Consider the following 22,836-nt stretch of genomic DNA (forward strand, 5'->3'; position numbering starts at 1 on the left):
GGCGTCGGTATCGGCCGGGCTACCCAGTTCCTGGGTTGTCGCGCCTAATGCGATCACACTGCCTTAGCGTACGGACCGCAACTACGGCTCCCCCCTTGTCAGGGCCGGAGCTCGGGTCTCAACTCGGTCACCAATCAGGAACGAACCAGGCGCGCGATGGCGGCGGAGGCTTCGGCGAGCTTGTGATCGGCGTCGTCGCCGCCCTCGGCCACGGCCCGGGTGACGCAGTGGTTGAGGTGCTCGTCAAGCAGGTTCAGCGCGACGGAACGCAGCGCGCTGTTCACCGCGCTGATCTGGGTGAGGACGTCGATGCAGTACTTGTCTTCCTCGATCATCCGGGCGATGCCCCGCACCTGACCCTCGATGCGCCGCAGCCGCTTGGCGTAGTTGTCCTTCTGCTGCGAATATCCGTGCTCGTTCGTCATCGCCCTGCCTCACCCTCTGCCGCTACGCGCCCGCCGGCGCCACGAACCCACTTTATACCCCGCCCGGGTATGACCCGCGGATTTGCCGTCCGTCCAGTTCACGCATACTTGCAGGATGGCCACCACACCCGATGCGACCGGAACCGCCGACATCAAACCGCGCAGTCGTGACGTAACCGACGGCCTGGAGAAGGCCGCCGCGCGCGGCATGTTGCGGGCGGTCGGCATGGGTGACGAGGACTTCGCCAAGCCGCAGATCGGGGTGGCGTCGTCATGGAACGAGATCACCCCGTGCAACCTCTCGCTGGACCGGCTCGCCAAGGCGGTCAAGGAAGGGGTGTTCGCGGCCGGCGGCTACCCGCTCGAGTTCGGGACGATCTCGGTTTCCGACGGCATCTCGATGGGCCACGAGGGGATGCACTTCTCGCTGGTGTCGCGCGAGGTGATCGCGGACAGCGTCGAGACCGTGATGCAGGCCGAGCGCCTCGACGGGTCGGTGCTGCTGGCCGGGTGCGACAAGTCGCTGCCCGGGATGCTGATGGCCGCCGCCCGGCTGGATCTGGCGGCGGTGTTCCTGTATGCGGGCTCGATCCTGCCCGGGCGAGCCAAGCTGTCCGACGGCACGGAACGCGAGGTCACCATCATCGACGCGTTCGAGGCCGTGGGCGCGTGCGCCCGCGGATTGATGTCCCGTGAGGACGTCGACGCCATCGAGCGCGCGATCTGTCCCAGCGAGGGTGCGTGCGGCGGCATGTACACCGCCAACACGATGGCCAGCGCCGCGGAGGCCCTCGGCATGTCGCTGCCCGGCAGCGCGGCCCCGCCGGCCACCGATTACCGCCGCGACGGGTTCGCCCGCCGCAGCGGCCAGGCCGTCGTGGAGTTGCTGCGCCGCGGCATCACCGCCCGCGACATCCTCACCAAGGAGGCGTTCGAGAACGCCATCGCGGTGGTGATGGCGTTCGGTGGGTCGACCAACGCCGTGCTGCACCTGCTGGCGATCGCACACGAGGCCGACGTCGAGTTGTCGCTCGACGACTTCAGCCGGATCGGTTCGAAGGTTCCGCACCTGGCCGACGTCAAACCGTTCGGCCGCCACGTCATGTCGCACGTCGACCAGATCGGCGGCGTTCCGGTGGCGATGAAGGCGCTGCTGGATGCGGGCCTGCTGCACGGCGATTGCCTGACCGTGACGGGCCGGACCGTTGCGGAGAACCTGGCCGCAATCGACCCGCCCGACCCGGACGGCAAGGTATTGCGGGCCCTGGACAATCCCATCCACCCGACCGGTGGCATCACGATCCTGCGTGGGTCGCTGGCGCCCGAGGGCGCGGTGGTCAAGTCCGCCGGCTTCGACTCCGACGTCTTCGAAGGCACGGCAAGGGTTTTCGACGGTGAGCGCGCCGCGCTGGACGCTCTGGAGGACGGCACGATCACCAAGGGCGATGCCGTGGTGATCCGCTACGAGGGCCCCAAGGGCGGACCCGGAATGCGGGAAATGCTCGCGATCACCGGCGCGATCAAGGGTGCCGGCCTGGGCAAGGACGTGCTGCTGCTGACCGACGGCCGCTTCTCCGGCGGGACGACCGGCCTGTGCGTCGGCCACATCGCACCCGAGGCGGTCGACGCCGGGCCGATCGCCTTCCTGCGCGACGGCGACCCCATCCGCCTGGACGTTGCGAACCGGGTCCTCGACGTCCTGGTCGATCCGGCCGAATTCGATTCCCGGCGAAAGGGTTTCGCTCCTCCCCCGCCGCGGTACCAGACCGGCGTACTGGCGAAGTACGTCAAGCTGGTGAGCTCGGCGGCGAACGGCGCGGTCTGCGGTTAGCTCCGATCGCCGCTTCGCTCAACGGGTTTGGAAACTATGCGTGGGTGGCCGCCGCGCGTGTGCGCCTGCCGAAGTAGGTCGCGTTGAGACCCAACAGCGTCAACAACGCACCGGCGACGATGTTCGACCACATCATGCCCGCGGTCAGCGCCACACCCGGCAGAATCCACAGCGAGACGATGACCCACACACCGAGCACCGGCATCGTCCAGGTCATGCCGTGTGCGCGGTCGAGCGCCGTGGCGAACCCGTACGCCAAGAACGCCGCGGCGATTCCGGCAACCAGGTTGGACGTGGCGAGCGATCCCGTCGCGCTGAAACCCACCATCCACGGTGACGCGGCCACATACAGGCCGGTCAGCAACGCCAGCCCAAAGGTGACGTGCGCACTCATCGACTCGGCGACGCGGTCATAGCTCGCGCGCAAAGCCAACAAATCCGGGTGGTGATCGATTGATGAATGGACTGTACTCATTTTGTGACCTTTCTGTTATGCAGCAAGCCCGTTGTGTAGCAAGCACTGTGGGCCGTCTGCACCCATCCATCTGCCGTCAAGATTACGCTCGATCGCGCCGCGCCAGCAACGAAATCGAGCCCGCCAGAGGACGGATTGGCCTGGCGCGTAGCGTCGTAAGACGTGGACATCGCGGACCGGCTGCGCCTGGATGTTCCGGTCGCGCAGGCGGGTATGGGCGGCGGCCTGGCGGGCGGGGCGCTGGCGGGTGCGGTCGCCCAGGCGGGTGGCCTCGGCACCCTGGGCCTGGCCACGCCGCGCCAACTGCGGGCGGCCATCGATCAGGTTCGGGAGCGGGCGCCGGGCCGGGCTATCGCAGTGAACCTGTTGATGCCGTTCGTGCACCGCTCGCACGTCGCGGTCTGTGTCGACGCCGGCGTCGACGTCGTCGTGCTGGCGTTCGGTGAGAAGCGGGGACTCGTCGCGCACCTTCGCGATGCCGGCATCTTCGTCTTCGTGATGGTCGGTACCGCGGCACAAGCCGGCGCCGCCATCGGTTGGGGCGCCGACGGTTTGATCGCGCAGGGCCGCGAGGCCGGTGGCCACCTCGTCGGCACCATGCCGGCACTGCGGTTCCTGCCGCAGGCGCTGGCGGCGGCCGGCGGCCGCCCGGTCTTTCTCGCCGGCGGTATCGCCACCGGCGCCGACACCCGGGCCGCCCTGGCGGCGGGCGCCAGCGGCGTCGTCGCCGGGACGCGATTCCTGATGACGCACGAAGCCAACGCCAACCGGGAGTATCAGCGGCGAGTAGCCCAGGCGGACAAGACGATCGAGACCAACCTCTTCGGACTGAGCTGGCCGCTGCGGCATCGCGTCGTGCCCAACGCCGCGACGCGGCGCTGGTGCCGCGACGACGGCTGGGCAAAGGCTTTGCCGGCGTCCGTCAACGCGGCCAGCCGCTCGATGGCCGCGCTGGGCTACTTCGACGCCGGCGCATTGATGCGCCTGCAGTCGGTGGGCCGCCCGCTGTTCACCCCGCTGGCACCGCTCGCCACGATGCCCGATGCGTGGGTGGACCGCGCGGCGCTGTACGCCGGTGAAACAGCGCTGCGCATCGGCGAACTCACCTCCGCCGCCCAGGCGGTCGCCGACCTCGGCCCACGCTGATCGGCGCTAGCGCACCAGCGCAAGCGCGAAGCCATCCCAGCGCTTGGCCCCCACCGTCTGGATCACCGCCGTGTCCAGTCGCGGGTGCTCACCCATCAGCTCCAGCGTCTCGCGCACCGCCCGCGCCTGGGCGTTATCTTGCGGGTCCAAAACCTGCCCCTCTCGAATGACGTTGTCTGCCACGATGACTGCGCCGGGACGGGCCAGCCGGACCGCCCACTGCAGGTACGCGACATAGTTCTCCTTGTCGGCGTCGATGAACACCAGGTCGAACGGGCCGCCGTTCAATGTCGGCAGCGTGTCCAGTGCGGCGCCCACTAGCACCTCCACCCGGTCGGCGAGACCCGCCCGCTCCAAGTTGGCCCGCGCGACCTCGGCGTGCTTGGGTTCGTATTCGAGCGTCACCACCCGGCCCTGCGGGCCGGCACCGCGGGCCAGCCAGATCGTGCTGAAGCCGCCCAGCGTGCCGATCTCGAGGATGCGCCGCGCCTGGATGGTCCCGGCCAACAGGCTCAGAAACTTGCCCTGCTGGGCCGACACGGCGATCTGCGGTAACCCCGCGGCGTCGCTGGCTTCCAGTGCCGCGCGCAGGGCCGGGTCGTCGCCAACCACGGTGTTGTCCAGAAAAGCGTCCACGTCTTGGGGGGTCGGTTTCTGCGTCATGTGGTCAACGCTAGCCGCGCGAGGCCGCCCCGGCAGTGACGGTCCGATCGGTATCGGACGGGTCACGACCATTTACCGGATACCCATGGGGGGTATATAGTGGCGTTGTGGTCGATCACAGCCGTAAGAGTCCACGACAGAGAAATGGGTGAGTGAAATGGCAAATTACGAAGCAGGCACCGAACTGACCTGCGGCCACGAGGGCTGCGGGTGTCGCGTTCGTATCGAGGTCCCCTGCCACTGCGCCGGTTCGGGTGAGCCGTACCGCTGCACCTGCGGCGACGAGCTGACCCCCGTCAAGTAGCCCGCTGAGGCGCGCGTCGAGTGTGCGTCCAGGGCGGCGCCACGCCGGGGGGGAACAACCCTGAGCGCACGGTCAAAGCCGTGAACGCACACTCGATGCGGCCAGCGGCCGCGGATCAGCGTCCGAACGTACGACCGGCGAGCTCTACCGTCGCCGCCAGCCGCGGCGCGACCGCCGACGCGCTGACCGCGACCAGATAACCGCCCGCCGTGATGCGCCAGCTTCCCGCATTACCGTCGTAGCGGGCGAGCAGGCGTGGATCCGCCTCGATGGTGACGCGGCGCGTGGCGCCCGGTTCCAGCTCGACTCGTTCGAATCCCAGCAGACGCAGGCATTTTCGGTCCGGAGCGGCGGTCAGGTACAGCTGCGGGACGTCGGCGCCGGCGTGGCTGCCGATGTTGACGACGCTGAAGCTGGCGGTCACCGTGTCCCCGCCGGTGACCGTCAGATCACGATACTCGAAGTCGGTGTAGGACAGGCCATGACCGAAGGCGAACATCGGGGTCTCGCCGGTGGTGGCGAACCAGCGGTAGCCGACATCGGATCCCTCGACGTAGTCGATCGTGCTCGGCACGCCCCACGGGGCGCCGCGTCCCGGCAGCTCCGGGCGCGGCGTCTGGCCCAGGTCAACCGGAAAGGTGATCGGCAGCCTTCCTGATGGATTGGCCTGGCCGGCAAGTACTTCCGCGATGGCCCTGCCGCCGGACTGCCCCGGATACCAGGCCTGCAGGATGGCCCGGACCGAATCTCGCCAGGGCATGCTCGCCGGGTTGCCGGTTTCGAGCACCACGACGGTGTTGGGGTTGGCGTCCGCCACGGCGGAGATCAGCGCGTCCTGTCCCCAGGGCAGCGACAGGTCGGCGGTGTCGAATCCCTCCCCTTCGGCGCGGATCGCGAACACGATGGCGATGTCGGCACGTCGTGCCGCGAACACGGCCTCGGCGGGACTCACGCCGGGATCGAATTCGATTTGGGCGCTGGGGAATTGCTTTCGCAGCTCGTCCAGGGGGCTGGACGGCAGCAGGTGCAGCTTGCGCAGCCCGGCCTCCAGCCCCGAGCCGCCGATCGGGATGACGGCCGCGTAGCCGCCCGGCGGGACGACGGCGCTGGACCCGTAGCCGGCCGGCACCCCGACGTGCGCATATCCGCCGATGACGGCGATCCTCGCGGTCGACTCCGGCGCCAGGGGCAGCAGACCGCGGTTGGTCAACAGCACGATTCCCTGCCGGGCGATCCGCAACGCGATCTCGTTGTGCGCGGCCATGTCCGGCGCGGGCGCGGCTTCGGCCCGGTCGACGCCGACCGCGAACATCGACCGCAGGATCCGCCGGACCATGTCCGAGAGACGTTCGTGGGTCAGCCTGCCGTCCGCATGAGCGGCCCGCAGCGGCTCACCGAATGTCTCCGACTGCCACCGCAGCGCGTCGATTTGCGACCCACACTCTTGGTCCAGCCCCGCCAGCGCGCACTCCCACGACGGCGTGGCCCCCCAGTCGGACATGACCCAGCCCCGGTATCCCCAGGCACCTTTGAGCACCGCGTTGATCAGGGCGTCGTTAGCGGCGGCGTACGTTCCGTTGACCTTGTTGTAGGCGGTCATCACCGCACCCGGCTGCGCTCGCTCGATGGCGATCTCGAAGGCCAGCAGGTCGGATTCGCGATGCGCGTCGGGGTCGATGACCGCGTCCAAGAAGTGCCGATTGGTCTCGTTGCAGTTCAGCGAGAAGTGCTTGACCGTCGAGATCACACGTTGCCCCTGGATGCCGTTGATCGACTCCGCGGCGATAGTCGCGGTCAAAAGCGGGTCCTCGGAGAGGTATTCGAAGTTGCGCCCGTTGCGCGGGTCGCGCGCGAGGTTCATCGACCCCGCGAGCTGCACGTTGAACCCGCGACTGCGGGCCTCCCGGCCGATCACCTCACCCGCGGCGCGGGCCAGTGTCGGGTCGAAGCCGGCGGCCATCGCGAGCCCGGCGGGCAGCGCCGTGGCCGTGTCACCCGGGCGATAGCCCGGGTTGGTCACGCCCAGCCCGGCATCGCTCATCAGCAACGCCGGCACGCCCAGCCGCGGAACGCCCGGGACGTACGCGGCGCTCATCGGAACCTCCGGTGGGATGCGCTCATCGCGCACCGGCCACATTTCACCGGCACCCATCACGCCGACCAGCAGCGTGAATCGCTCGTCGTCGGTCATCCGGGCTTCGACCGCATGCGCCCGGGCGTCGGCGTCACCGCCGAACGAGCTCACCGCACACCCTCTTTCGCGTACACGACCCGAAGCACGTGCCCGAGCTCGGGCCCCATCACCAGCTCCGCCAGCTCACCGAACGTCGCGACGAACTCCGGGCCGTGTGGCGGCTCGGCCTGGCACAGGTGGTGCGCGACTTCGTGGAGCACCACCAGCTCGCGCAGCGCCCAGTCGGCGGTGTCGCGGTCGGGGACGGCGATAATGCCTGCGCCATCACGAAATTCGTAGTGGGCGGCGGTCGCGGCCCGGCGCGGGCGCACCCGCAATGGCGGGACGGCTGGCCACCGCCGGCACACCGCCGGCAAGGAAAGCACCTGGTCAACATAGCGCTGGACGGCGGAGACCGAGCCGAATCGCCCCTCCGGCGGCAGCGTGAGCTGCGCGCCGAAGAAGTCCACGGCGCGCGACCCGTGTTCGGCGGCGCGGTCGAACAGCGTCCGGACGAACTCCTCGGCGGCGTACACCCTGGCTCGCTGTGAGTCCCGCCTGGCGGACCGCTCCGGGCTCACCGGCCCAGCGGGGCGCGCGCTCCGGGCAGTTCGGGGCTGTTGCCCAGCCGCGCCCGCCGACCGGCGCGGTCGCCGCCGCGCCGCGCCGCCGACGAATAGCCGGCCGTCGCCCGGCTCACCTGATAGGTACCGCGTGCCTTCGACGCGCTCCGATAATAGTCGTGTAGCTCGACGTCCTTGTCCCGCAACGCAATAGCGGTGCCCGGCGGGCGCCGACGGTCCTTGGTGGCCTCGCGCCGGGCCTCGTCGCGCGCCTCCGCCAGGCGCTGGCCCACCCGCGCGCCGAAGGCCAGCTGGAAGTTGAGCCGCGCGGTGATGGTCGGGGTGGGCCGGTGCGCGCCCGACGCGAGGTAGGCATCCGACGCCCGCACCATCTGGACGACCAGGCTGGCGTACAACGCGTGCGTAGCGTCGATGTCCTCGGCGAACCCGTAGGCGTAAACGAATGTCGAATTCGACGCCACATCACAGCGCACGTCATTGGCCAAGGCGATCAACACGAACAGCTGCACATACGTCCGCAGCCCCTTGGTGCCCGCGTTGCCGATGGTGATCGTACGCTGGGTCGGTGCCTGCGCCGGTGACCGGTTGGCGGCGTGCGACCGCGCCACCGCCAGGTCGATCGAGGCCGCCGTCGCCAACCGCTGCGCGGCGCTCATGAAGGCGTCCGCCTCGTGCGGATTGTCGGTGCCTTCGGCCTGACGCAACAGCGCGGCGATGCGGGCCAGCATTTTGTCGTCAGTCATACGCGCCAAACTACGTGAGCGATCCGACACCCTCGGCTCAGAGCCGGGCGGTGATCCACGAGATCACGTCGCCAAGCACCTGATCGCACTCCGGCTCGTTGAAGACCTCGTGGTAAAGCCCCGGGTAGACCTTCAATTGGACGTCGGTGGAACCCACGCACTCGACCAGCCGCCGGCTGCCGGCGACGGGGATCAGACGGTCGTCGGAGCCGTGCACCACCAGCAGCGGCGCCGTCAGCGCAGGCGCGCGCTCCGGCATCGTCTCGCCGACCTGCAGCAGGGCCCGACCGATGCCGGCCGGGACCTTGCCGTGGTACACCAGCGGATCGTTCTTGTAGGCCTCCACGACCGCGGGGTCCCGGGAGATGGCGTCGACGTCGAGCTCCTGTACCGGCAGGCCGGGCACCAGGGCGCCGAGCACGCGGGCGGCCAGCACCATCAGCGGCGACACCTGATCCTGCGCCGCCACGGCCGGCCCCGACAGCACCATCAGGTCGTAGTTGTCGGGCCGTTCCACGCCGTAGGCGAACACGATGGCGCCGCCCATGCTGTGCCCGAGCACGATGCACTTGAGACCGGGATGCTCGCGGCTGGCGATCCGGACCAGGCTGTCGAAGTCCGCGGTGTACTCGGAGATGTCGCGCACCAGCACGCGCTTTCCGCCCGAGCGGCCGTGCCCGCGGTGGTCGAGCGCGTACGTGACCAGGCCCGCCTCGCCGAAACGCCGCGCGACGTGGTCGTACCGGCGGGCGTATTCACCGAGACCGTGCGACAGGACGACCACCGCGCGTGCCGGGGTGTCGGGTGTCCAGACGTCGTAAACAATGCGCACGCCACCGGATCCGTCGAAGTTCCGTTCGGCTCGGTTCACTGCACGGTCCTGGTCATTACGGGCAGCGTAATGGCTCCCGGTGCAGATCGCCCTGCCAGACACTGTCGTAGGCTCTCCCATTGTGGGGCTGCTTGCGCAAAACACCGCGAACTCCGACCTCGGCGCGGAAGTCGGCGGGGATTTCTCGGCGCATGCCGAGCCCTACCGCCGTGAGCTGCTCGCCCACTGCTACCGGATGACCGGGTCGCTGCACGACGCAGAGGATTTGGTCCAGGAAACACTGCTGCGGGCGTGGAAAGCCTACGACCGCTTCGAGGGCAAGTCCTCGATGCGGACGTGGCTGCATCGCATCGCGACCAACACCTGCCTGAGCGCGCTGGAAGGGCGGCAACGACGGCCGCTTCCGACCGGCCTGGGCGCACCCAGCGCCGACCCGACCGCCGAGCTGCAGGAGCGCCGCGAGGTGCCCTGGCTGGAGCCACTCCCGGACCTGACGAACGACCCGGCCGACCCGTCGGTCATCGTGTCCTCACGCGAGTCGGTCCGGCTGGCGTTTGTCGCGGCGCTGCAACATCTTTCGCCACGGCAGCGGGCGGTGCTGCTGCTGCGCGACGTGCTGCAGTGGAAGTCCGCCGAGGTCGCCGCGGCGATCGGCACGACCACGACCGCCGTCAACAGCCTGCTGCAGCGCGCCCGGTCCCAGCTGGACGCCGTCGGGCCCAGCGCCGGCGACCGGTTGGCCGCACCGGACGCGGCCGAGACGCAGGACCTGCTCGACCGCTACATCGCCGCCTTCGAGACCTACGACATCGACCGCCTGGTGGAGCTGTTCACCGCCGAGGCGATCTGGGAGATGCCGCCCTACACCGGTTGGTACCAGGGTGCGCGGGACATCGTCACCCTCATTCACCAGCAATGCCCCGCCGAGTCACCCGGCGACATGCGCCTCCTGCCGCTGGTCGCCAACGGCCAGCCCGGCGCCGCGATGTACATGCGCGCCGGGGACCGGCACGTCCCCTTCCAGTTGCACGTGCTGGACGTGCGCGGCGACCGGGTGTCACACGTGGTCGCCTTCCTCGACGACAAGTTGTTCGCGAAGTTCGGCCTGCCCGATTCGCTATGACCGACCCGCTCGACGTCACACCCGCACCCGGGCGGCCCCTGCTGCTGCTGGGCGCTTTCGACCTCGCCGACGTGGGCTACCGCGCGACGGAGTTCTTCGTCGCCGGGACCGCTACGTCCTACGCCCCCGTCTCGGCGCTGGAGTCCGACGGGCGGTGGAGCGTAACGACCTCCGCGACGGCGGATTACACCACCCGCGTGGTGGTGCTGACGCCCGCGGATCCGGCGCGGTTCAACGGGACGGTACTGGTCGAATGGCTCAACGTGAGCGGCGGTCTCGACGCTCCCGCGGTGTGGATGATGGCGCACCGGGAGATCATTCGCGCGGGCTACGCGTACATCGCCGTCTCGGCCCAGCGCGTCGGGATCGATGGTGGCGCGAGTCTGCTCGGGGTCGACATGTCGCTGAAGAGCCAGGACCCGACGCGCTACGCGCCCCTGCACCATCCGGGTGACGCCTTCTCCTACGACATCTTTTCTCAAATCGGCAGCCTCATCAAAAGCCTCCGCGGCGCAACGCTTTTGGGTGACCTGCGGGCCCGGCACGTCATGGCGCTGGGCGAGTCGCAATCGGCGATGTTCCTCACCACCTACGTCAACGCGGTCGACCCGCTGGCCGCGGTGTACGACGGCTTCTTCGTCCATTCCAGGTTCGGCCCCGCCGCGCCGCTCGACGGAAGCTCCATCTTCGATGGAACCGGCACACCCCTGGCCGTCGCGTTCCGCCCGGACCTGCGGGTGCCGTTGCTGACGATCATCACCGAGACCGATCTCTTCGGGGGCGCACGGGAGGGCTATTACTTCGCCAGGCAACCGGACAACCAATGGCTGCGCGTCTGGGAGATTCCCGGCGCCGCGCACGCCGACAACTACACCATCCAGGTGGCGCCGATCGACAGCGGCTCGGCACCGCTCACGCACCTCGTCGCGGCCTATGCGCCAACCAACGTGCTTTTGGGCCAACGCTTTTCACATAACATCAACTTCGCCCCGCAGCACCACTACGTCGTGCAGGCGGCGCTCGCCGCGCTGAACACATGGGTGGACACCGGTGCTCCAGCGCCCAGCGCGGCGCCCATGCAGGTGCGCGATGCCTATGGGCCGCTACCCGTTCCGGATGCCAACGGCCTGGCGCTGGGCGGCGTCCGAACACCCTGGGTGGACGTGCCGGTCGCACGAACTTCCGGGCTCGGCGGCGACGGGGGCGTCATGGCCGGGCTCTTCGGGTCCGGCGAACTCTTCGACGCCGACACGCTGCGCCGGCTCTACCCGGGGGGAATGGCGCAGTACCTGGAACGCTTCACCGCCGCCCTCGATGCGTCGATCAGCAGCGGGTTCATCCTCGCGGCGGACCGAGCCGAGATCCTCGAGCTGGCGGCCGCCACCTATCCCGGCGACCGCCCCTAGAACAGGCGGCTGTCCGGCGGCGGTCCCGCCACGGGGCGGACCAGGCCGGCCCCGGTGATCAGCGGCAGATCCAGCGCCGAAAGCAGCCCGGGTGGGGCCGCGCAGACGGCGGGGATGGCGTTGACCATCCGCGAGGCGCCGGCGATGCGCGCACCCAGGTCGTGGTCGTGGTCCTCGGCCATCTCGAATTCGCACCGCATGCTTGGTGATCCCTCGATCTCCACCCGATACAGGCCGCGTCCGGACGCGGCCCCGTAGCCGAGGTCCTTCGGCGGGATCGTGATGTTCGGTTGCGGCCAGTCCGGCGCGACGTCGTCGCGCATCCGGGTCACGTGGTCGAGGATGAAAGTTGGCTTGCCCCCGACGTATCCGGTCAACGTCGAGCGCATGGCCGCGATGGTCCCGGCGGCGACGTGGCCGGTGGGCGTGTCGAAGGCCTCGGCGGCGGGAATGCGTTCGTTGCTTTCCTCGATGTTGTCGATCTTGACCCCCAGGCCGGCGGCGAGCTGGTGCAGAACGGGGCCCCAGCCGAAGGTGAACATCCCGGGCTGGGCCGCAAACGCCTGGTACTCCGGCGGCTTGCCGAAGCCGAGAATTTCGTACACCGCCGCCTGGTCGGGATAGGTGGCGTAGTTGAACATCTCCGTCACCCGAACCGAGTCGATCGACCGGGAAACCCCGGTAAGCACCAGCGGCAGAACGTCATTGGCGAACCCGGAGTCGATCCCCGTGGTGAAGAACGACGCACCACCGTCGCGCGCGGCCTGCCGCAGCGGGTCGGTGAAAGCGGCGTCGACACCGTCGGGATAGACCAGCGGCACCACCGAACACGACACCACGTTCTTACCGGCCCGCAGGATCGAGACCATGTCCCCGACGGCCTCCAGCGGTCGCAGGTTGGCGCCGGCGGCGTAGACCACCGCGTCGGCCTCGCCGGCGAGCAGCGCCGCCGGGTCCTGGGTGGCGACCACCCCGACCGGCCCGGTCCCGCACAGCTCCCCCGCGTCGCGGCCCGCCTTGGCGTCGCTGTGCACGACGAGATCGACGAGCTGCAACTCCGGGTGGTCGATCACGCCGCGTAGCGCGATCACCCCCATGGAGCCCGGCCCCCACACTCCCACCTTGATCATGACGGACTTTCTCCTAATATTAGGACAGTTGTCCTTGTATTTTGGACGGATCGTAGGGAGGTGCGCATCGGTACGTCAACCGCCAAATCACCGCCCACCGCCCGTGTGATGGATGTGCTTGCCGCGCTTGCGGATTCCCCACACGCGCTGGCGTCGGCTGAGCTGGCGAAGCGCTGCGCGATCAGCACCTCCACCTGCGCCCTGGTCCTGGCCGAGCTGGAGGGGCGGGCCTGGGTGGCACGCCGCGAAGATCGCCGGTACGTGCTGGGCAGCGGCCTGTTCGGGCTGGTGCACGGTCTGCGCGAGCAGTTCCCGTTGCTGGACCGGGGCCGCGAGGCGCTGCGGTTCCTGCACGAGACGCTGGGCGCCGGCTGCTCGATGTCGAGAATCGGCGGCCGCCACCTGACCACCGTCGACGCGGTCGGCCATGGCACCGACGGCGGGCAGGCCGTCGGCCAGCGCTTCCCCATCGACCCGCCGTTCGGCCTCGTGGCGATGGCCTGGCGCGAGGAGGACTTCGTCCACGCCTGGCTGCAACGAGTGATGCCGCGACTGACCCGGGCGGAAATCGCGCAACATCAGCGGGTGCTCGCCGATATCCGCGCCCGTGGGTACGGGGCCTGGCGCTTCGACGACACCCACCAGTCGCTGCACAACCGGCTGGTGGACGTGCTCGCTTCCCTGGAGCCGACGGCCCGGGTCACCCGCCAGCTCACCACCCTGATGACGATGGTGACGCTGCAATCCGTGACCGATACGCTCGAAAGTGATTTGGCCGCAGCTGAATTCGTTGTCCTGCCGATCTTCGGGCCGGACGGCCAGCCGGAGTACCAGATCGAGATCCACCTCGGCCGGCCCGCCGCGCTGACCCTGCCCGAGCTCGACGCCGCCCTCCGGCATGCCCAGGGGCTACTCACCGCGACGGTGGCCTGACCGCGCCGCCGATTAGGCTGACGGCATGGCGGCCCACGCGGAGGTTCGTCGCGCCGACGCGCGGGCGGTCACCACCACGCCCTGGCTGACCTCCCGGCACTCGTTCTCGTTCGGCGACCACTACGACCCGGACAACACCCACCACGGACTACTCCTGGTGAACAATGACGACATCGTCGCGCCCGGAACCGGATTCGACACGCATCCGCACCGGGACATCGAGATCGTGACCTGGGTCTTGCGGGGTCAACTGGCACATCAGGACTCGATCGGCAATAGCGGCGTCATCTACCCGGGCCTCGCCCAGCGCATGTCGGCGGGCAGCGGGATCCTGCATTCGGAGAAGAACGACTCCTCCACGCAGCCAGTGCATTTCGTGCAGATGTGGGTGGTCCCCGACGAGGCCGGCATCGCCCCGGGCTATCAACAGCGCGAGATCGACGCGAACGTTCTGGAGGGCACACTCGTGACGGTCGCCTCGGGCATGCGCGGGCAAGACGGGGCGATCACCCTGCACAACCGCAATGCCGCGCTGCACGCTGCGCGGTTGCGGACCGGTGACGCGGTGAGCCTCCCCCAAGCGCCCTATTTGCACCTATACCTGGCCCGGGGCGCGGCCACCTGCGAAGGTGTGGGCGACCTGCGGGAGGGTGACGCCGTTCGGTTCACCGACGGTGCCGGCCGGCGGGTGACGGCGAAGGAGCCGTCGGAACTACTGGTCTGGGAGATGCACGCGAAGCTCGGCGACTGAGCCCATAGAGTGGGCGTGACAGACAGGAGCCGGCATGTCTCAATCGCGACCGCAGCACGCGGCGCCGAATCCCAACCGGAACATCAAAGCGGTGCGGACCGTGCGGTTCTGGGCAGCGCCGCTCGTCATCACGCTGGCGCTGATGGCGGCGTTGTGCGCGCTGTACCTGGGCGGCATCTTGAACCCGATGACCAACCTGCGGCACTTCCCCGTCGCGGTGGTGAACGAGGATGCCGGGCCGGGGGGCGCGGAGTTGACCAGCCGCTTGGTGAACGGTCTGGACAAGAACAAGTTTGACGTCCGCGTGCTCACCCGTGACGCGGCCAGGCATCAGCTGGACACCGGCCAGGTGTACGGTTCGGTGCTGATACCTCCGAGCTTCTCGTCGAAGCTGCGCGACCTGGGGACGAGTGCGTTACTGCCCGGGCCTGCGGAACGGCCCGTGATCACGATTTCGACCAACCCGCGGGCCGGAACGATGGGTTCCAGCATCGCCGGCCAGACCCTGAACATGGCGATGGGCCAGGCCAATGGCGAGGTGGGCGAACGGCTGATCGCGCAAGTCAAGGCGCAGACGGGCGGCGCTCCGCTCGCCGGTGCCGCGGAGGAGGGCCTGTCCTCCCCGATCGAAATCGAGTCGACCGCGTACAACCCGCTGCCCAACGGCACCGGCAACGGGCTGTCGGCCTTCTACTACGCGCTCTTGCTCCTGCTTGCGGGGTTCACCGGCAGCATCGTGGTCAGCACGCTGGTGGACGCGTTGCTCGGTTACGTGCCCGCCGAATTCGGCCCCGTGTATCGCTTCGCCGAGCAGGTCAGGATCTCGCGCTTCCAGACGCTGCTGCTCAAGTGGGCGATCATGGTGTTGCTGGGGCTGCTCACCTCGGCCGTCTACCTGGCCATCGCCCACGGGCTCGGCATGCCCATCGATCTTGGCTGGCAACTGTGGGCGTTCGGGGTGTTTGCGATCGCCGCGGTGGGCATCACCTCCAGCTCGCTGCTCTCGGTGCTGGGCACGGGCGGCCTGTTGGTCAGCATGCTGATCTTCGTGATCCTCGGGTTGCCGTCAGCCGGGGCCACCGTACCGCTGGAGGCGACGCCGCCCTTCTTCCGCTGGCTGGCCGAATTCGAGCCCATGCACCAGGTTTTCCTGGGCGCCCGGTCGCTGCTGTACTTCAAGGCGCGCGCGGACACCGGAATATCGCAGGCGCTGATCATGACGTCGATCGGTCTCGTGATCGGCCTGCTGCTGGGCGGCATCGTCACGCACCTCTACGACCGCAAGGGATTCCACCGGATTCAGGGGGCGGTCGAGATGGCGATCGCCATGGAACACCAAGCGCAACACCAGGCCGGCCAAAGCGGCAAGCACGAGCGGGCGGTCGCCCCCGAGCCCGAAAGCTCAAGCGAGCAAACGTAATTCGAACGCCGCCAGAGCGTCATCCGCCCGTTATTTAGATTGACAGTGTGACGGATGTGACTAATGATGTTGATGTTGCATCCACACCAGGGCGGAAAGGGCGATCGTGCTGACCCGACGCGCCAGCTTGCGCCGGATGGTGTCCGGCTGCACCGCCGTAGTCGCGTGCGTCGCCCTGGCGTGCACCACTGGACAGCCGGCCGCGCACGCCGCCGACGGCCGCGATCTGCTCGCCAACGCCATCAACACCACCAAGGGTTCCTACCTGGTCTACAACTTCGGCCCGGGTCACCCCGCGCCGATGCTCAACGCCGGCGGTAGCTGGTATGAGATGAGCAATGGCGGCCACCTGATGATCATCAAGAATGCGGCGGGACGGCTTTCGCCCCACCTGCTCGTGGACACCCATCAGGGCGATCAGGCCCGCTGTGAGCACAATCCCGGGGCCCGCACAGCTGAGGGGCTCTGGCAGGCATCGGAACTCTATGCGCCACTGCAAGCGTGGCAGCGGATGGGCCAACCGACGATCGCGATCAACGCGAACTTCTTCGACGTGCGCGGGCAGAAGGCCGGGTCTTGGCGCCAGACCGGCTGCAGCTCACCGCTGGGCGCCTTCGTGGACAACACCCACGGCCAGGGCCGAGCCAACCAGGCCGTCACCGGCACCGTCGCCTACCCCGGCAAGCAGGGGCTCTCCGGAGGCGGGGAAAGCTGGAGCGCCCTGACGACCATGATCCTGCCGTCCGGCGGCGCGCCGTACGTGGTGTGGCCCAAGACCAAGAGCGACTACGACTCCGCGACTCCCGTGGTCGAGGATCTGCTGAACAAGAACGAGCGGTTCGTGGCGGTATCCGGCATCGGGCTGTTAGCGCCCGGGCAGACCGGACAGCTTCACGACGGCGGACCCAGCGCCGCGCGAACGGCTTTGGCGTACTCGCGGCAAAAGGACGAGATGTACGTCTTCGAGGGCGGCAGCTACACACCGGACAACATGCAGGACCTGTTCCGCGGCCTGGGCAGCGACAACGCCATCCTGCTCGACGGGGGCGGGTCGTCGGCCATCGTGTTGCGCCGCGACACCGGCGGCATGTGGGCCGGCGCGGGTTCGCCGCGGGGCTCGTGCGACACCCGGCAGGTGCTCTGCGATTCGCACGAGCGTGCGCTGCCCAGCTGGCTGGCCTTCAACTAGCCCGGCCGAAGCGGAAGATCAGCAGGCTGGCGGCCACCACCGCGGCCGTGACGGCGAACACCGGCGCGACGACGAATCGTGACATGGTCGCACCCAGGAATGCGCCGGCACACATCGTCAACACGACGCCGAGACGCAACGTTTGCCGGTCGCCCGTGCCGCCGGCCAGGCGGCTGTCCAGACCGAGGCTGACGATCGTCGACGTCAGCACCGTGGTGGACAGCTCCTGGATGCCGAACTGGCGGGCGCTGGAATGCTGCAGACCGAACGTGACCGCGAGGACGCCGATCATGATCAGCTTGGTGTTGTCGTGATACCGCAGGATCCCGGTGCCGGCCAGCGTCGCCAACGCCACCAAAAGGATGATCTCCGTTGCCAATACGGTGGTGATCCACCGCAACGTCCGGTCGGCGAAGTGTCGGGATATCCCGCCGCTGACGATCGTGGTGCACACGAAGGTGGGCAACGCCACCACGACCGCCGTCAGATCGATGGACGTCCTGGGCGCCAGCCAAAACCCCAGGAAGATAACGTTTCCCGTCATGTTGGCGACGAACACGTGGCCGAGCACCAGGATGCTGATCGAGTCAGCCAGGCCGGTGGCGAAGGTCAACAGCAGCAACGCCGCGACGGTCGACCGCTCCGACACCGGCGAGGAAACAGCCATGGGTCGTAGCAGACCTCGCTAGAGGTGCGGCGTCAAATCCAGCGACGTGATCGTCGTCATCCTGGTCACCAGCCAGCGGCTCTTCGCGCGCTTGAGGAACAGCCGGTAGGACAGGTACTTCAGTGACGGCACGTTCTTGGTGAGCGGGCTGGTGGACGTGGTGTTGGTGTACACGATGACAACGGCATTGGCGTCATCGATGGTCTCGACCGCCGCGCCGGTGACGTCGGTGTGGTTGGTGATCTTGGCCTGTTTGTTGGGAGCCACGATGGCGTCGACGAACTTACGGTACTGCGCCTCGAAATCCCCACTGAGGTAGCGGGACGCGCGGTCGGCGAGGGTGTCCATGTTCTCGGGCGTGTACGTCCACAGGGTGGTGATCGCGTCTGCCGCGGTCCGCGCCACTTTGAGTTTCGTCGCCGCGGCGGCACGGTCGGTCAGATACGGCTGCACCGCCGCGCCGGCGAACGCCGCCGAGCCGACGAACAGCAAAGCGGCCACGATGACGGTGATGGCCATCCGCTTGCCGGCCAGCCATTTGCGTCGTTTGCGCCCGGCGGGTTGCGACTCGGCCGGCTTGGCGTCACCATCATCGGTCGTGGATTCCGCTGCGGCAGAGGCGTCTTCGTCGGCATCCGCTGACCCGGCGCGCTCCTCGGCCGAAGCTTCCTCGGTCGCCGCCTCGTCGGCGGCGGCTAGATCACCTGCTGCAGGTTGCTGATCTTCCACTGCTTTCCTTCCTGCGTAGCGGTCGCCGTCCACCGGTTGGCATTCTCCCAGACTTGTTTACCGTCCGGCGACTTCGAGCTGACCGAGGTGGCCACGATGACGGTGACGCTGCCGTCGTCGTTCCATCGCTCCACCCCCGCGTCCAGGACGGTGCCGGTGGCCGGTTCGGCCCGGGCCACCTGCAGCAAGATCTCATTCGCCTTGTCGCGGTACTCCTTGGCGAAGTCGCCGGTCGCCTGGGCGAGTACCCGCGTCACGTAGTCGTTGGCATGGAATGGATCGATGGAGGTGAATTGCGTCATGAAGCCGGTCACGTAGCTGAGCACTTCGCGATTCTTCGACGCGGCGCGCTCGCGGCTTTCATGGTTGATGAGCATCAGGGTGCACACCGTGATCGCGGCCGTCATGACGAGCGCGGCGAGGGCGGTGGCCAACGGCAGGCCCCACGGCCGCCCCGGCGGCAGCGGGCGCGCGACCAGCAGCGGCTCCTCGCCCGGCTGAAACTTGCGGCGGGGACTCATTTTCCGCTCCCTGGCGGTTTGGGCTTGGTCAGCACCGTCAGGTCGTCGACGAGCCAACGGCCGCCACCGTCTTTGACGAAAGTCACCCGAACGGTGGCGGAGATGTAGCGTTCATCGGGCGCCGCGCCGCGCCGGCCCTGCATGAACATCAGCATCGTCGCCCGATCGGGCGACGCCGACTGGATCGCGTGGTCGGTCACCCAGTATTCGTTGATGACCGGGTTGCCCTTTTGCACCATGTCCTGCTGGTCCGCCAGCTGCTTCCGATATTTGTCGGTGGCCAACGAGAGGGCGCGATTGAAATCGTCGTGCAACGATTTCGGGTCGTAGGTCAGCATCTGCGCGACGATCTTCGGGCCCTGCGTGTCGAGCTGTGCACGCGTCTGGTCGGTGGCCCGATCCCGCGAGAACACCGCCGCATAGCTCAACACCGCGCCGGCGAGGCACAGTCCCGCCGCGCCCAGCACCACCACCGCCGTCCACCGCCGCACGTCGAACGCCGGCTCGGCCGATTCCCGGCGCCGCGCTTCGGTGCGCAGCAGCATGTCGGCGAAGGTACGGCGCCGCGAATCCCATAGCGGCCAAAGCCATCCCACCACCGATACGGTGTCGAGCAGGTGCGCCATGTCCCGCAGCAGCAGCCCCCACGGTCCGATGGGTTCGCCATCGCGCCGCGCCACCGCGATGCCGAACAGCGCCCGCCCCACGCTCCAGCCGGTGACCGTCGGCAGCAGCAGCCGGTTGACCAACATCAGCAGGACGACGACCCCGATCACCGCGATGCACAGCCACCACCACACGCCGCCGGCCGGAACGGTGAAACCGGCCAGCGCCATCGTCGCCACCACCGCCGCGCCGGGCAGGACGTCGACGGCGAGTGCGCCGGCGCGAATGTGCCAGGGCGCCAACACCTTCCGCGGGGACTCCTGGACGGCCGTGGCCGGTGGCTTGTCGACCACCACCGTCACTTCGTCACCTGGTCGAGCTTGGCTATCTTGTATTGCCCTTCGGCCTGGGCCATTTTCACCCGCAGGCGGTACCCGGTTTCGTTCTGCGTCTGATCGTTGGCGACCTTGACGCGGACCGCGACGAGCACCTCGACCGAACCATCGGGGTTGTTGCGTTCGACCGCCGCCCGCATGTCCGACACCTGGACGTGAACGTTGGCGGCCTGGTACGCCTGAACGAGCATGCTGGTGTAGAGCAGGGCTTGCGAGCGGAAGGCGTCGGTGCCGCAGTCGATGATCTTCTGCTCACTCGCCGCCATCGCGTTGGTGTCGGGCGCCTGGGTCGCCGAAACGCAGTCGACGGCGGCCTTGAGCGCCGCGGCGTCGTTGCGGGCTATCACCTGGCTGTCGTGGTGATAACGCAATGCGAAGTATCCGCCCGCGCCCACGCCGGCGGCGCAGAGCACGAGCACCGCGGCGATGCCGGCCAACCAGCCGCGGCCCAACCGCGACGGGCGCCGTCCGGCGAGCACGCCGGGCTCGGCCTCGGATTCCGGCGGCTCGTCGGCGGCGGTTTCGGCGGCGGTTTCGGCAGGGGTCTCCTGGGTCGCGGCCTCGGGTTCCGCCGGTTCGGCTGCGGCTGCCTCGCTGGCCGACGGCTCCCCGGCCGTCGCCGCTTCATCGATCGAGCCCGTCCCGTCGGCGCGGGTCGCCTCGGTGGCGTCCTCGGGCTCGGCCGAACCCTCGGCCGTCACGTCGGGATTGGTCGGGTCGGCGGCGACCGCCGGATCCTGGTTCTTCGGACGCCGTCTGCGCAGACGACGAAGCTTCGGCATCGGTGGGGGGTTCAGCCGGCTGGCGCCAGCATCTCCTTCCATCCGTCGTCTCCTGTTCTGGCTGAGTTTTCGACGGAGTATTTAACCCCGTCTGGCCCTACCAGTTGACCGCTTTGGGGACTATAGACCGCCACGGGAGGTCCACCGGGGGTGTAGACACACGGGTTGGGCTGCTGGCCGTTGCACTGCACGGTACCCGACCCCGGCCGCGACAAGGGATCGCTGGTCGGCGGGGGCGTGCCCGACACCCGGTCCGAGGGCGCCGGGTTCAGGCCGTTGTCGATTGACGGTGCCGGGATCACCTGACCCGGTTTCACCGGCTGGTCACACCGCGCCGCGGGGGCCGGACAGGTCACTATCTGGTTGGGGTCGCCATACCAGGGGTTGGTCCCGGCCGGGACGTACGGGTGGGGGTCGCGGCATTCCCGGGGGGTGGCCGCCCGCTTGCCCTCGATGTCCGTACACGGGATGTTGCGCGATCCGCGCACGCTGTTGGCCGGGGTGTCCATCGGAATCTTGCAGTACGTGCCCGACGGCAACGGCTGCAGGCTGGTGTCCGCCGGGGACCGCCACTCCGAGGCCGGAATGAAGCCGGTCAGACACGGCGGCGGCTGGTTGATCGACAGCGCCAGGTCCAGTGCCGCCATGTTGGGGAACGGCGCGGCCACCGTCTGGGCGATCGACGCGCCCTGCGGCAGGAACACCAGGACCTGTTCCACGCCGGTGTGGTAGCGCTTGAGCAGGTCGAACACCACCTCGAGATTCGCCAGCGTCTGCGGCAGCGAATCCCGCACGTCGTTGAACACCTCGTTGACCTGGTCGGCCGTCGGCGCCGCCTGGCGCAGCACGCTTTTCACGTGCTGGTCTTCCTGCGCCGACTGCGCGCCCAGCCTGTTCAGGTTGCGCGCCCAGCGTTCGATGGCATCGCCCGACTTGACCTGGCTGTCCAGCACCGGGCCCGAGTTTTGGATGATGTCGTTGACGTCGGTGATGTTGGTTTTGAAATCGCCGACGATCGCCTGCGTGGAGTCCACCAGCCGCTGCAGGGCCGGACCCAGCCCACCCACGGATTGCGCTGTCTCGTCGAGCAATTGGGCGATCTTGTCCTTGGGCAGCACTGCGAGCCCGCGGTTGGCCGTGTCCAACGCCGGCCCGATCTCGGCGGGCACCGTACCCTTCGTGATCGTCTGACCGTTCGACAAGAACTTGCCCGGGTTCCCGGTCGACTCCAGGTCCAGGTACTGCTCACCGACGGCCGACACCGAGTGCACGTTGGCCGTCGCGTCGGTCGGGATCTTGTAGCGGCTGTCGATGCTCATCGTCGCTTCGGCGCCCCGCTCGGTCGGCTCCACATCGGTGACCTTGCCGATAGTGATGCCGCGATACGTGACGTTCGCCGTCGGGTACAGGCCGCCCGACGCGGGCAACTCGGCCTTCAGCGTGTATCGGCCGATCCCCACCAGGCTCGGGATCTGCAGGTAGTACACCCCGAGCACGAGCAGCGAGATGACCGTCAGGATTCCGAACGCGATCAACTGGCGTCTGATGAAAGGAGTCAGCAATTCCTGTCCCCCCTTTCCACCAGTGGCCCACCGGGCGCGTCGTTCGGGTTCGGCGTGTAGCGGACGTCGGGGATCATCGTCTCGGGATCACGCCCGAACGACTGCTCGAGCGCCCGCAGGGCCCCCGACAATCCGGTGCCGGTGAGGAACGCGTTGTCGACGGAGCTGTAGGTCACGTCGAGCGTCAGCGAGATGTTGATGTAGTCGCCGCGGAAGATCTTCGGCACGGTGTCGATGTCGAACGGCTGGGTCAGGATCAGCTTCAGCGCGCCGATCAGGTACGGCGAGCCCTTGCCCAGCTCCTTGAGCGGACACTGCAGCGCCTGCAGGTCGGTGTGCAGCGGCCCGCGGGCTTCCGACAGGTACTGGTCGGCGGCCTGGCTGAGCCGTCCCACCGCGTCGACGGCGTTGATCAGCAGGTTCTTGGTGTCGGCGAAATGCTTGAT

Annotated in this window: 23 protein-coding genes and 1 pseudogene; 9 read left to right on the forward strand and 15 right to left on the reverse strand. The window is 68.4% G+C overall.

Annotated features, from left to right (window positions below; genetic code table 11):
• Positions 1–134 precede the first annotated feature (134 nt).
• Complete coding sequence (locus tag A5697_RS05030) at positions 135–425, reverse strand: metal-sensitive transcriptional regulator (protein ID WP_067742523.1); 291 nt, start codon at positions 423–425, stop codon at positions 135–137.
• Positions 426–540: 115 nt separating this feature from the next.
• On the opposite strand from A5697_RS05030, the gene ilvD reads away from it, so the two are divergent.
• Positions 541–2,256 (forward strand): dihydroxy-acid dehydratase, encoded by a 1,716-nt coding sequence (ilvD, locus tag A5697_RS05035; protein ID WP_067946250.1) that lies wholly within the window; start codon positions 541–543, stop codon positions 2,254–2,256.
• A gap of 34 nt (positions 2,257–2,290) precedes the next feature.
• On the opposite strand, the gene A5697_RS05040 is transcribed toward ilvD, so the two are convergent.
• On the reverse strand, positions 2,291–2,731 hold the full coding sequence (locus tag A5697_RS05040) for an SPW repeat protein (RefSeq protein ID WP_067946252.1): 441 nt from the start codon (positions 2,729–2,731) through the stop codon (positions 2,291–2,293).
• Between the two features lie 162 nt (positions 2,732–2,893).
• Here A5697_RS05040 and A5697_RS05045 point away from each other — a divergent pair, with 162 nt between their 5' ends.
• The gene (locus A5697_RS05045; protein WP_068008525.1) at positions 2,894–3,877 is read left to right on the forward strand and encodes a nitronate monooxygenase family protein; all 984 of its coding nucleotides are present in this window, start codon (positions 2,894–2,896) and stop codon (positions 3,875–3,877) included.
• A gap of 6 nt (positions 3,878–3,883) precedes the next feature.
• Here the strand turns inward: A5697_RS05045 and A5697_RS05050 are convergent, their stop codons facing one another.
• Positions 3,884–4,540, reverse strand: coding sequence for an O-methyltransferase (locus A5697_RS05050; RefSeq protein WP_068008530.1), 657 nt, complete (start codon positions 4,538–4,540; stop codon positions 3,884–3,886).
• 157 nt (positions 4,541–4,697) lie between these two features.
• Between A5697_RS05050 and mymT the strand changes: the two genes are divergently transcribed.
• A complete protein-coding gene (gene mymT, locus A5697_RS26945; RefSeq protein WP_082953243.1) occupies positions 4,698–4,844 on the forward strand; it encodes a metallothionein MymT in 147 nt (48 codons plus the stop codon).
• Positions 4,845–4,959: 115 nt separating this feature from the next.
• Here the strand turns inward: mymT and A5697_RS05055 are convergent, their stop codons facing one another.
• From A5697_RS05055 to A5697_RS05070, 4 genes are read right to left on the reverse strand one after another with little or no spacing between them, the layout of a single operon-like run.
• On the reverse strand, positions 4,960–7,035 hold the full coding sequence (locus A5697_RS05055; protein WP_068008544.1) for a beta-glucosidase: 2,076 nt from the start codon (positions 7,033–7,035) through the stop codon (positions 4,960–4,962).
• Between the two features lie 50 nt (positions 7,036–7,085).
• Positions 7,086–7,598 carry a TIGR04338 family metallohydrolase gene (locus tag A5697_RS05060; RefSeq protein ID WP_068008532.1) on the reverse strand — a complete coding sequence of 171 codons (513 nt, stop codon included), beginning with the start codon at positions 7,596–7,598 and terminating at the stop codon, positions 7,086–7,088.
• The gene (locus A5697_RS05065) at positions 7,595–8,344 is read right to left on the reverse strand and encodes a DUF2786 domain-containing protein (protein WP_068008534.1); all 750 of its coding nucleotides are present in this window, start codon (positions 8,342–8,344) and stop codon (positions 7,595–7,597) included. The genes A5697_RS05060 and A5697_RS05065 overlap by 4 nt, the downstream gene beginning before the upstream one ends.
• A gap of 37 nt (positions 8,345–8,381) precedes the next feature.
• Entirely contained in the window at positions 8,382–9,215 is an 834-nt protein-coding gene (locus A5697_RS05070) for an alpha/beta hydrolase (protein ID WP_067946262.1), read from the reverse strand.
• 82 nt (positions 9,216–9,297) lie between these two features.
• On the opposite strand from A5697_RS05070, the gene A5697_RS05075 reads away from it, so the two are divergent.
• The gene (locus A5697_RS05075; RefSeq protein ID WP_067946265.1) at positions 9,298–10,299 is read left to right on the forward strand and encodes a sigma-70 family RNA polymerase sigma factor; all 1,002 of its coding nucleotides are present in this window, start codon (positions 9,298–9,300) and stop codon (positions 10,297–10,299) included.
• Entirely contained in the window at positions 10,296–11,705 is a 1,410-nt protein-coding gene (locus A5697_RS05080; protein WP_067946267.1) for an alpha/beta hydrolase domain-containing protein, read from the forward strand. The genes A5697_RS05075 and A5697_RS05080 overlap by 4 nt, the downstream gene beginning before the upstream one ends.
• Here the strand turns inward: A5697_RS05080 and A5697_RS05085 are convergent.
• Positions 11,702–12,835 (reverse strand): dihydrodipicolinate reductase, encoded by a 1,134-nt coding sequence (locus A5697_RS05085; protein WP_082953242.1) that lies wholly within the window; start codon positions 12,833–12,835, stop codon positions 11,702–11,704. The two genes, A5697_RS05080 and A5697_RS05085, sit on opposite strands and share 4 nt — an antisense overlap.
• 108 nt (positions 12,836–12,943) lie before the next feature.
• Here A5697_RS05085 and A5697_RS05090 point away from each other — a divergent pair, with 108 nt between their 5' ends.
• The 4 genes from A5697_RS05090 to A5697_RS05105 all read left to right on the forward strand — a co-directional run bounded on the left by A5697_RS05090 (position 12,944) and on the right by A5697_RS05105 (position 17,128).
• Positions 12,944–13,768: a MarR family transcriptional regulator gene (locus A5697_RS05090; RefSeq protein WP_067946291.1), complete on the forward strand. Its 825-nt coding sequence runs from the start codon at positions 12,944–12,946 to the stop codon at positions 13,766–13,768.
• A 25-nt stretch (positions 13,769–13,793) separates the two neighbouring features.
• On the forward strand, positions 13,794–14,519 hold the full coding sequence (locus tag A5697_RS05095) for a pirin family protein (RefSeq protein WP_067946269.1): 726 nt from the start codon (positions 13,794–13,796) through the stop codon (positions 14,517–14,519).
• A 34-nt stretch (positions 14,520–14,553) separates the two neighbouring features.
• Positions 14,554–15,939, forward strand: a complete 1,386-nt coding sequence (locus A5697_RS05100; RefSeq protein WP_067946271.1) for a YhgE/Pip domain-containing protein — start codon at positions 14,554–14,556, stop codon at positions 15,937–15,939.
• A gap of 79 nt (positions 15,940–16,018) precedes the next feature.
• Positions 16,019–17,128 (forward strand): phosphodiester glycosidase family protein, encoded by a 1,110-nt coding sequence (locus tag A5697_RS05105; protein WP_156673163.1) that lies wholly within the window; start codon positions 16,019–16,021, stop codon positions 17,126–17,128.
• Here the strand turns inward: A5697_RS05105 and A5697_RS05110 are convergent.
• From A5697_RS05110 to A5697_RS05140, 7 genes and pseudogenes are all read right to left on the reverse strand, one after another.
• Positions 17,121–17,795, reverse strand: coding sequence for a YoaK family protein (locus tag A5697_RS05110; RefSeq protein WP_067946275.1), 675 nt, complete (start codon positions 17,793–17,795; stop codon positions 17,121–17,123). The two genes, A5697_RS05105 and A5697_RS05110, sit on opposite strands and share 8 nt — an antisense overlap.
• An 18-nt stretch (positions 17,796–17,813) precedes the next feature.
• A complete protein-coding gene (locus A5697_RS05115; protein ID WP_068008536.1) occupies positions 17,814–18,524 on the reverse strand; it encodes a mammalian cell entry protein in 711 nt (236 codons plus the stop codon).
• Positions 18,491–19,045 carry a mammalian cell entry protein gene (locus A5697_RS05120; RefSeq protein WP_067946279.1) on the reverse strand — a complete coding sequence of 185 codons (555 nt, stop codon included), beginning with the start codon at positions 19,043–19,045 and terminating at the stop codon, positions 18,491–18,493. The genes A5697_RS05115 and A5697_RS05120 overlap by 34 nt, the downstream gene beginning before the upstream one ends.
• Entirely contained in the window at positions 19,042–20,013 is a 972-nt protein-coding gene (locus tag A5697_RS05125; RefSeq protein ID WP_068008539.1) for an RDD family protein, read from the reverse strand. The genes A5697_RS05120 and A5697_RS05125 overlap by 4 nt, the downstream gene beginning before the upstream one ends.
• On the reverse strand, positions 20,010–20,870 hold the full coding sequence (locus A5697_RS27980) for an Mce protein (protein WP_068008540.1): 861 nt from the start codon (positions 20,868–20,870) through the stop codon (positions 20,010–20,012). Before A5697_RS27980 ends, A5697_RS05125 begins: the two co-directional genes overlap by 4 nt.
• A complete protein-coding gene (locus tag A5697_RS05135; protein WP_068008543.1) occupies positions 20,840–22,390 on the reverse strand; it encodes a virulence factor Mce family protein in 1,551 nt (516 codons plus the stop codon). Before A5697_RS05135 ends, A5697_RS27980 begins: the two co-directional genes overlap by 31 nt.
• Positions 22,384–22,836 (reverse strand): annotated as a pseudogene (locus tag A5697_RS05140) (mammalian cell entry protein); the annotation flags it as partial. The gene A5697_RS05135 and the pseudogene A5697_RS05140, both read right to left, overlap by 7 nt.

Source organism: Mycobacterium sp. E3251 (assembly GCF_001666835.1).
GTDB lineage: Bacteria > Actinomycetota > Actinomycetes > Mycobacteriales > Mycobacteriaceae > Mycobacterium.

Bases quoted from the DNA above. Each gene is read 5' to 3' on its own strand.
- A5697_RS05030 (WP_067742523.1), bottom strand. From the start codon at position 425: ATGACGAACGAGCACGGATATTCGCAGCAGAAGGACAACTACGCCAAG.
- ilvD (WP_067946250.1), top strand. From the start codon at position 541: ATGGCCACCACACCCGATGCGACCGGAACCGCCGACATCAAACCGCGC.
- A5697_RS05040 (WP_067946252.1), bottom strand. From the start codon at position 2,731: ATGAGTACAGTCCATTCATCAATCGATCACCACCCGGATTTGTTGGCT.
- A5697_RS05050 (WP_068008530.1), bottom strand. From the start codon at position 4,540: ATGACGCAGAAACCGACCCCCCAAGACGTGGACGCTTTTCTGGACAAC.
- mymT (WP_082953243.1), top strand. From the start codon at position 4,698: ATGGCAAATTACGAAGCAGGCACCGAACTGACCTGCGGCCACGAGGGC.
- A5697_RS05055 (WP_068008544.1), bottom strand. From the start codon at position 7,035: ATGACCGACGACGAGCGATTCACGCTGCTGGTCGGCGTGATGGGTGCC.
- A5697_RS05065 (WP_068008534.1), bottom strand. From the start codon at position 8,344: ATGACTGACGACAAAATGCTGGCCCGCATCGCCGCGCTGTTGCGTCAG.
- A5697_RS05080 (WP_067946267.1), top strand. From the start codon at position 10,296: ATGACCGACCCGCTCGACGTCACACCCGCACCCGGGCGGCCCCTGCTG.
- A5697_RS05085 (WP_082953242.1), bottom strand. From the start codon at position 12,835: ATGATCAAGGTGGGAGTGTGGGGGCCGGGCTCCATGGGGGTGATCGCG.
- A5697_RS05090 (WP_067946291.1), top strand. From the start codon at position 12,944: ATGGATGTGCTTGCCGCGCTTGCGGATTCCCCACACGCGCTGGCGTCG.
- A5697_RS05095 (WP_067946269.1), top strand. From the start codon at position 13,794: ATGGCGGCCCACGCGGAGGTTCGTCGCGCCGACGCGCGGGCGGTCACC.
- A5697_RS05100 (WP_067946271.1), top strand. From the start codon at position 14,554: ATGTCTCAATCGCGACCGCAGCACGCGGCGCCGAATCCCAACCGGAAC.
- A5697_RS05110 (WP_067946275.1), bottom strand. From the start codon at position 17,795: ATGGCTGTTTCCTCGCCGGTGTCGGAGCGGTCGACCGTCGCGGCGTTG.
- A5697_RS05120 (WP_067946279.1), bottom strand. From the start codon at position 19,045: ATGAGTCCCCGCCGCAAGTTTCAGCCGGGCGAGGAGCCGCTGCTGGTC.
- A5697_RS27980 (WP_068008540.1), bottom strand. From the start codon at position 20,870: ATGGAAGGAGATGCTGGCGCCAGCCGGCTGAACCCCCCACCGATGCCG.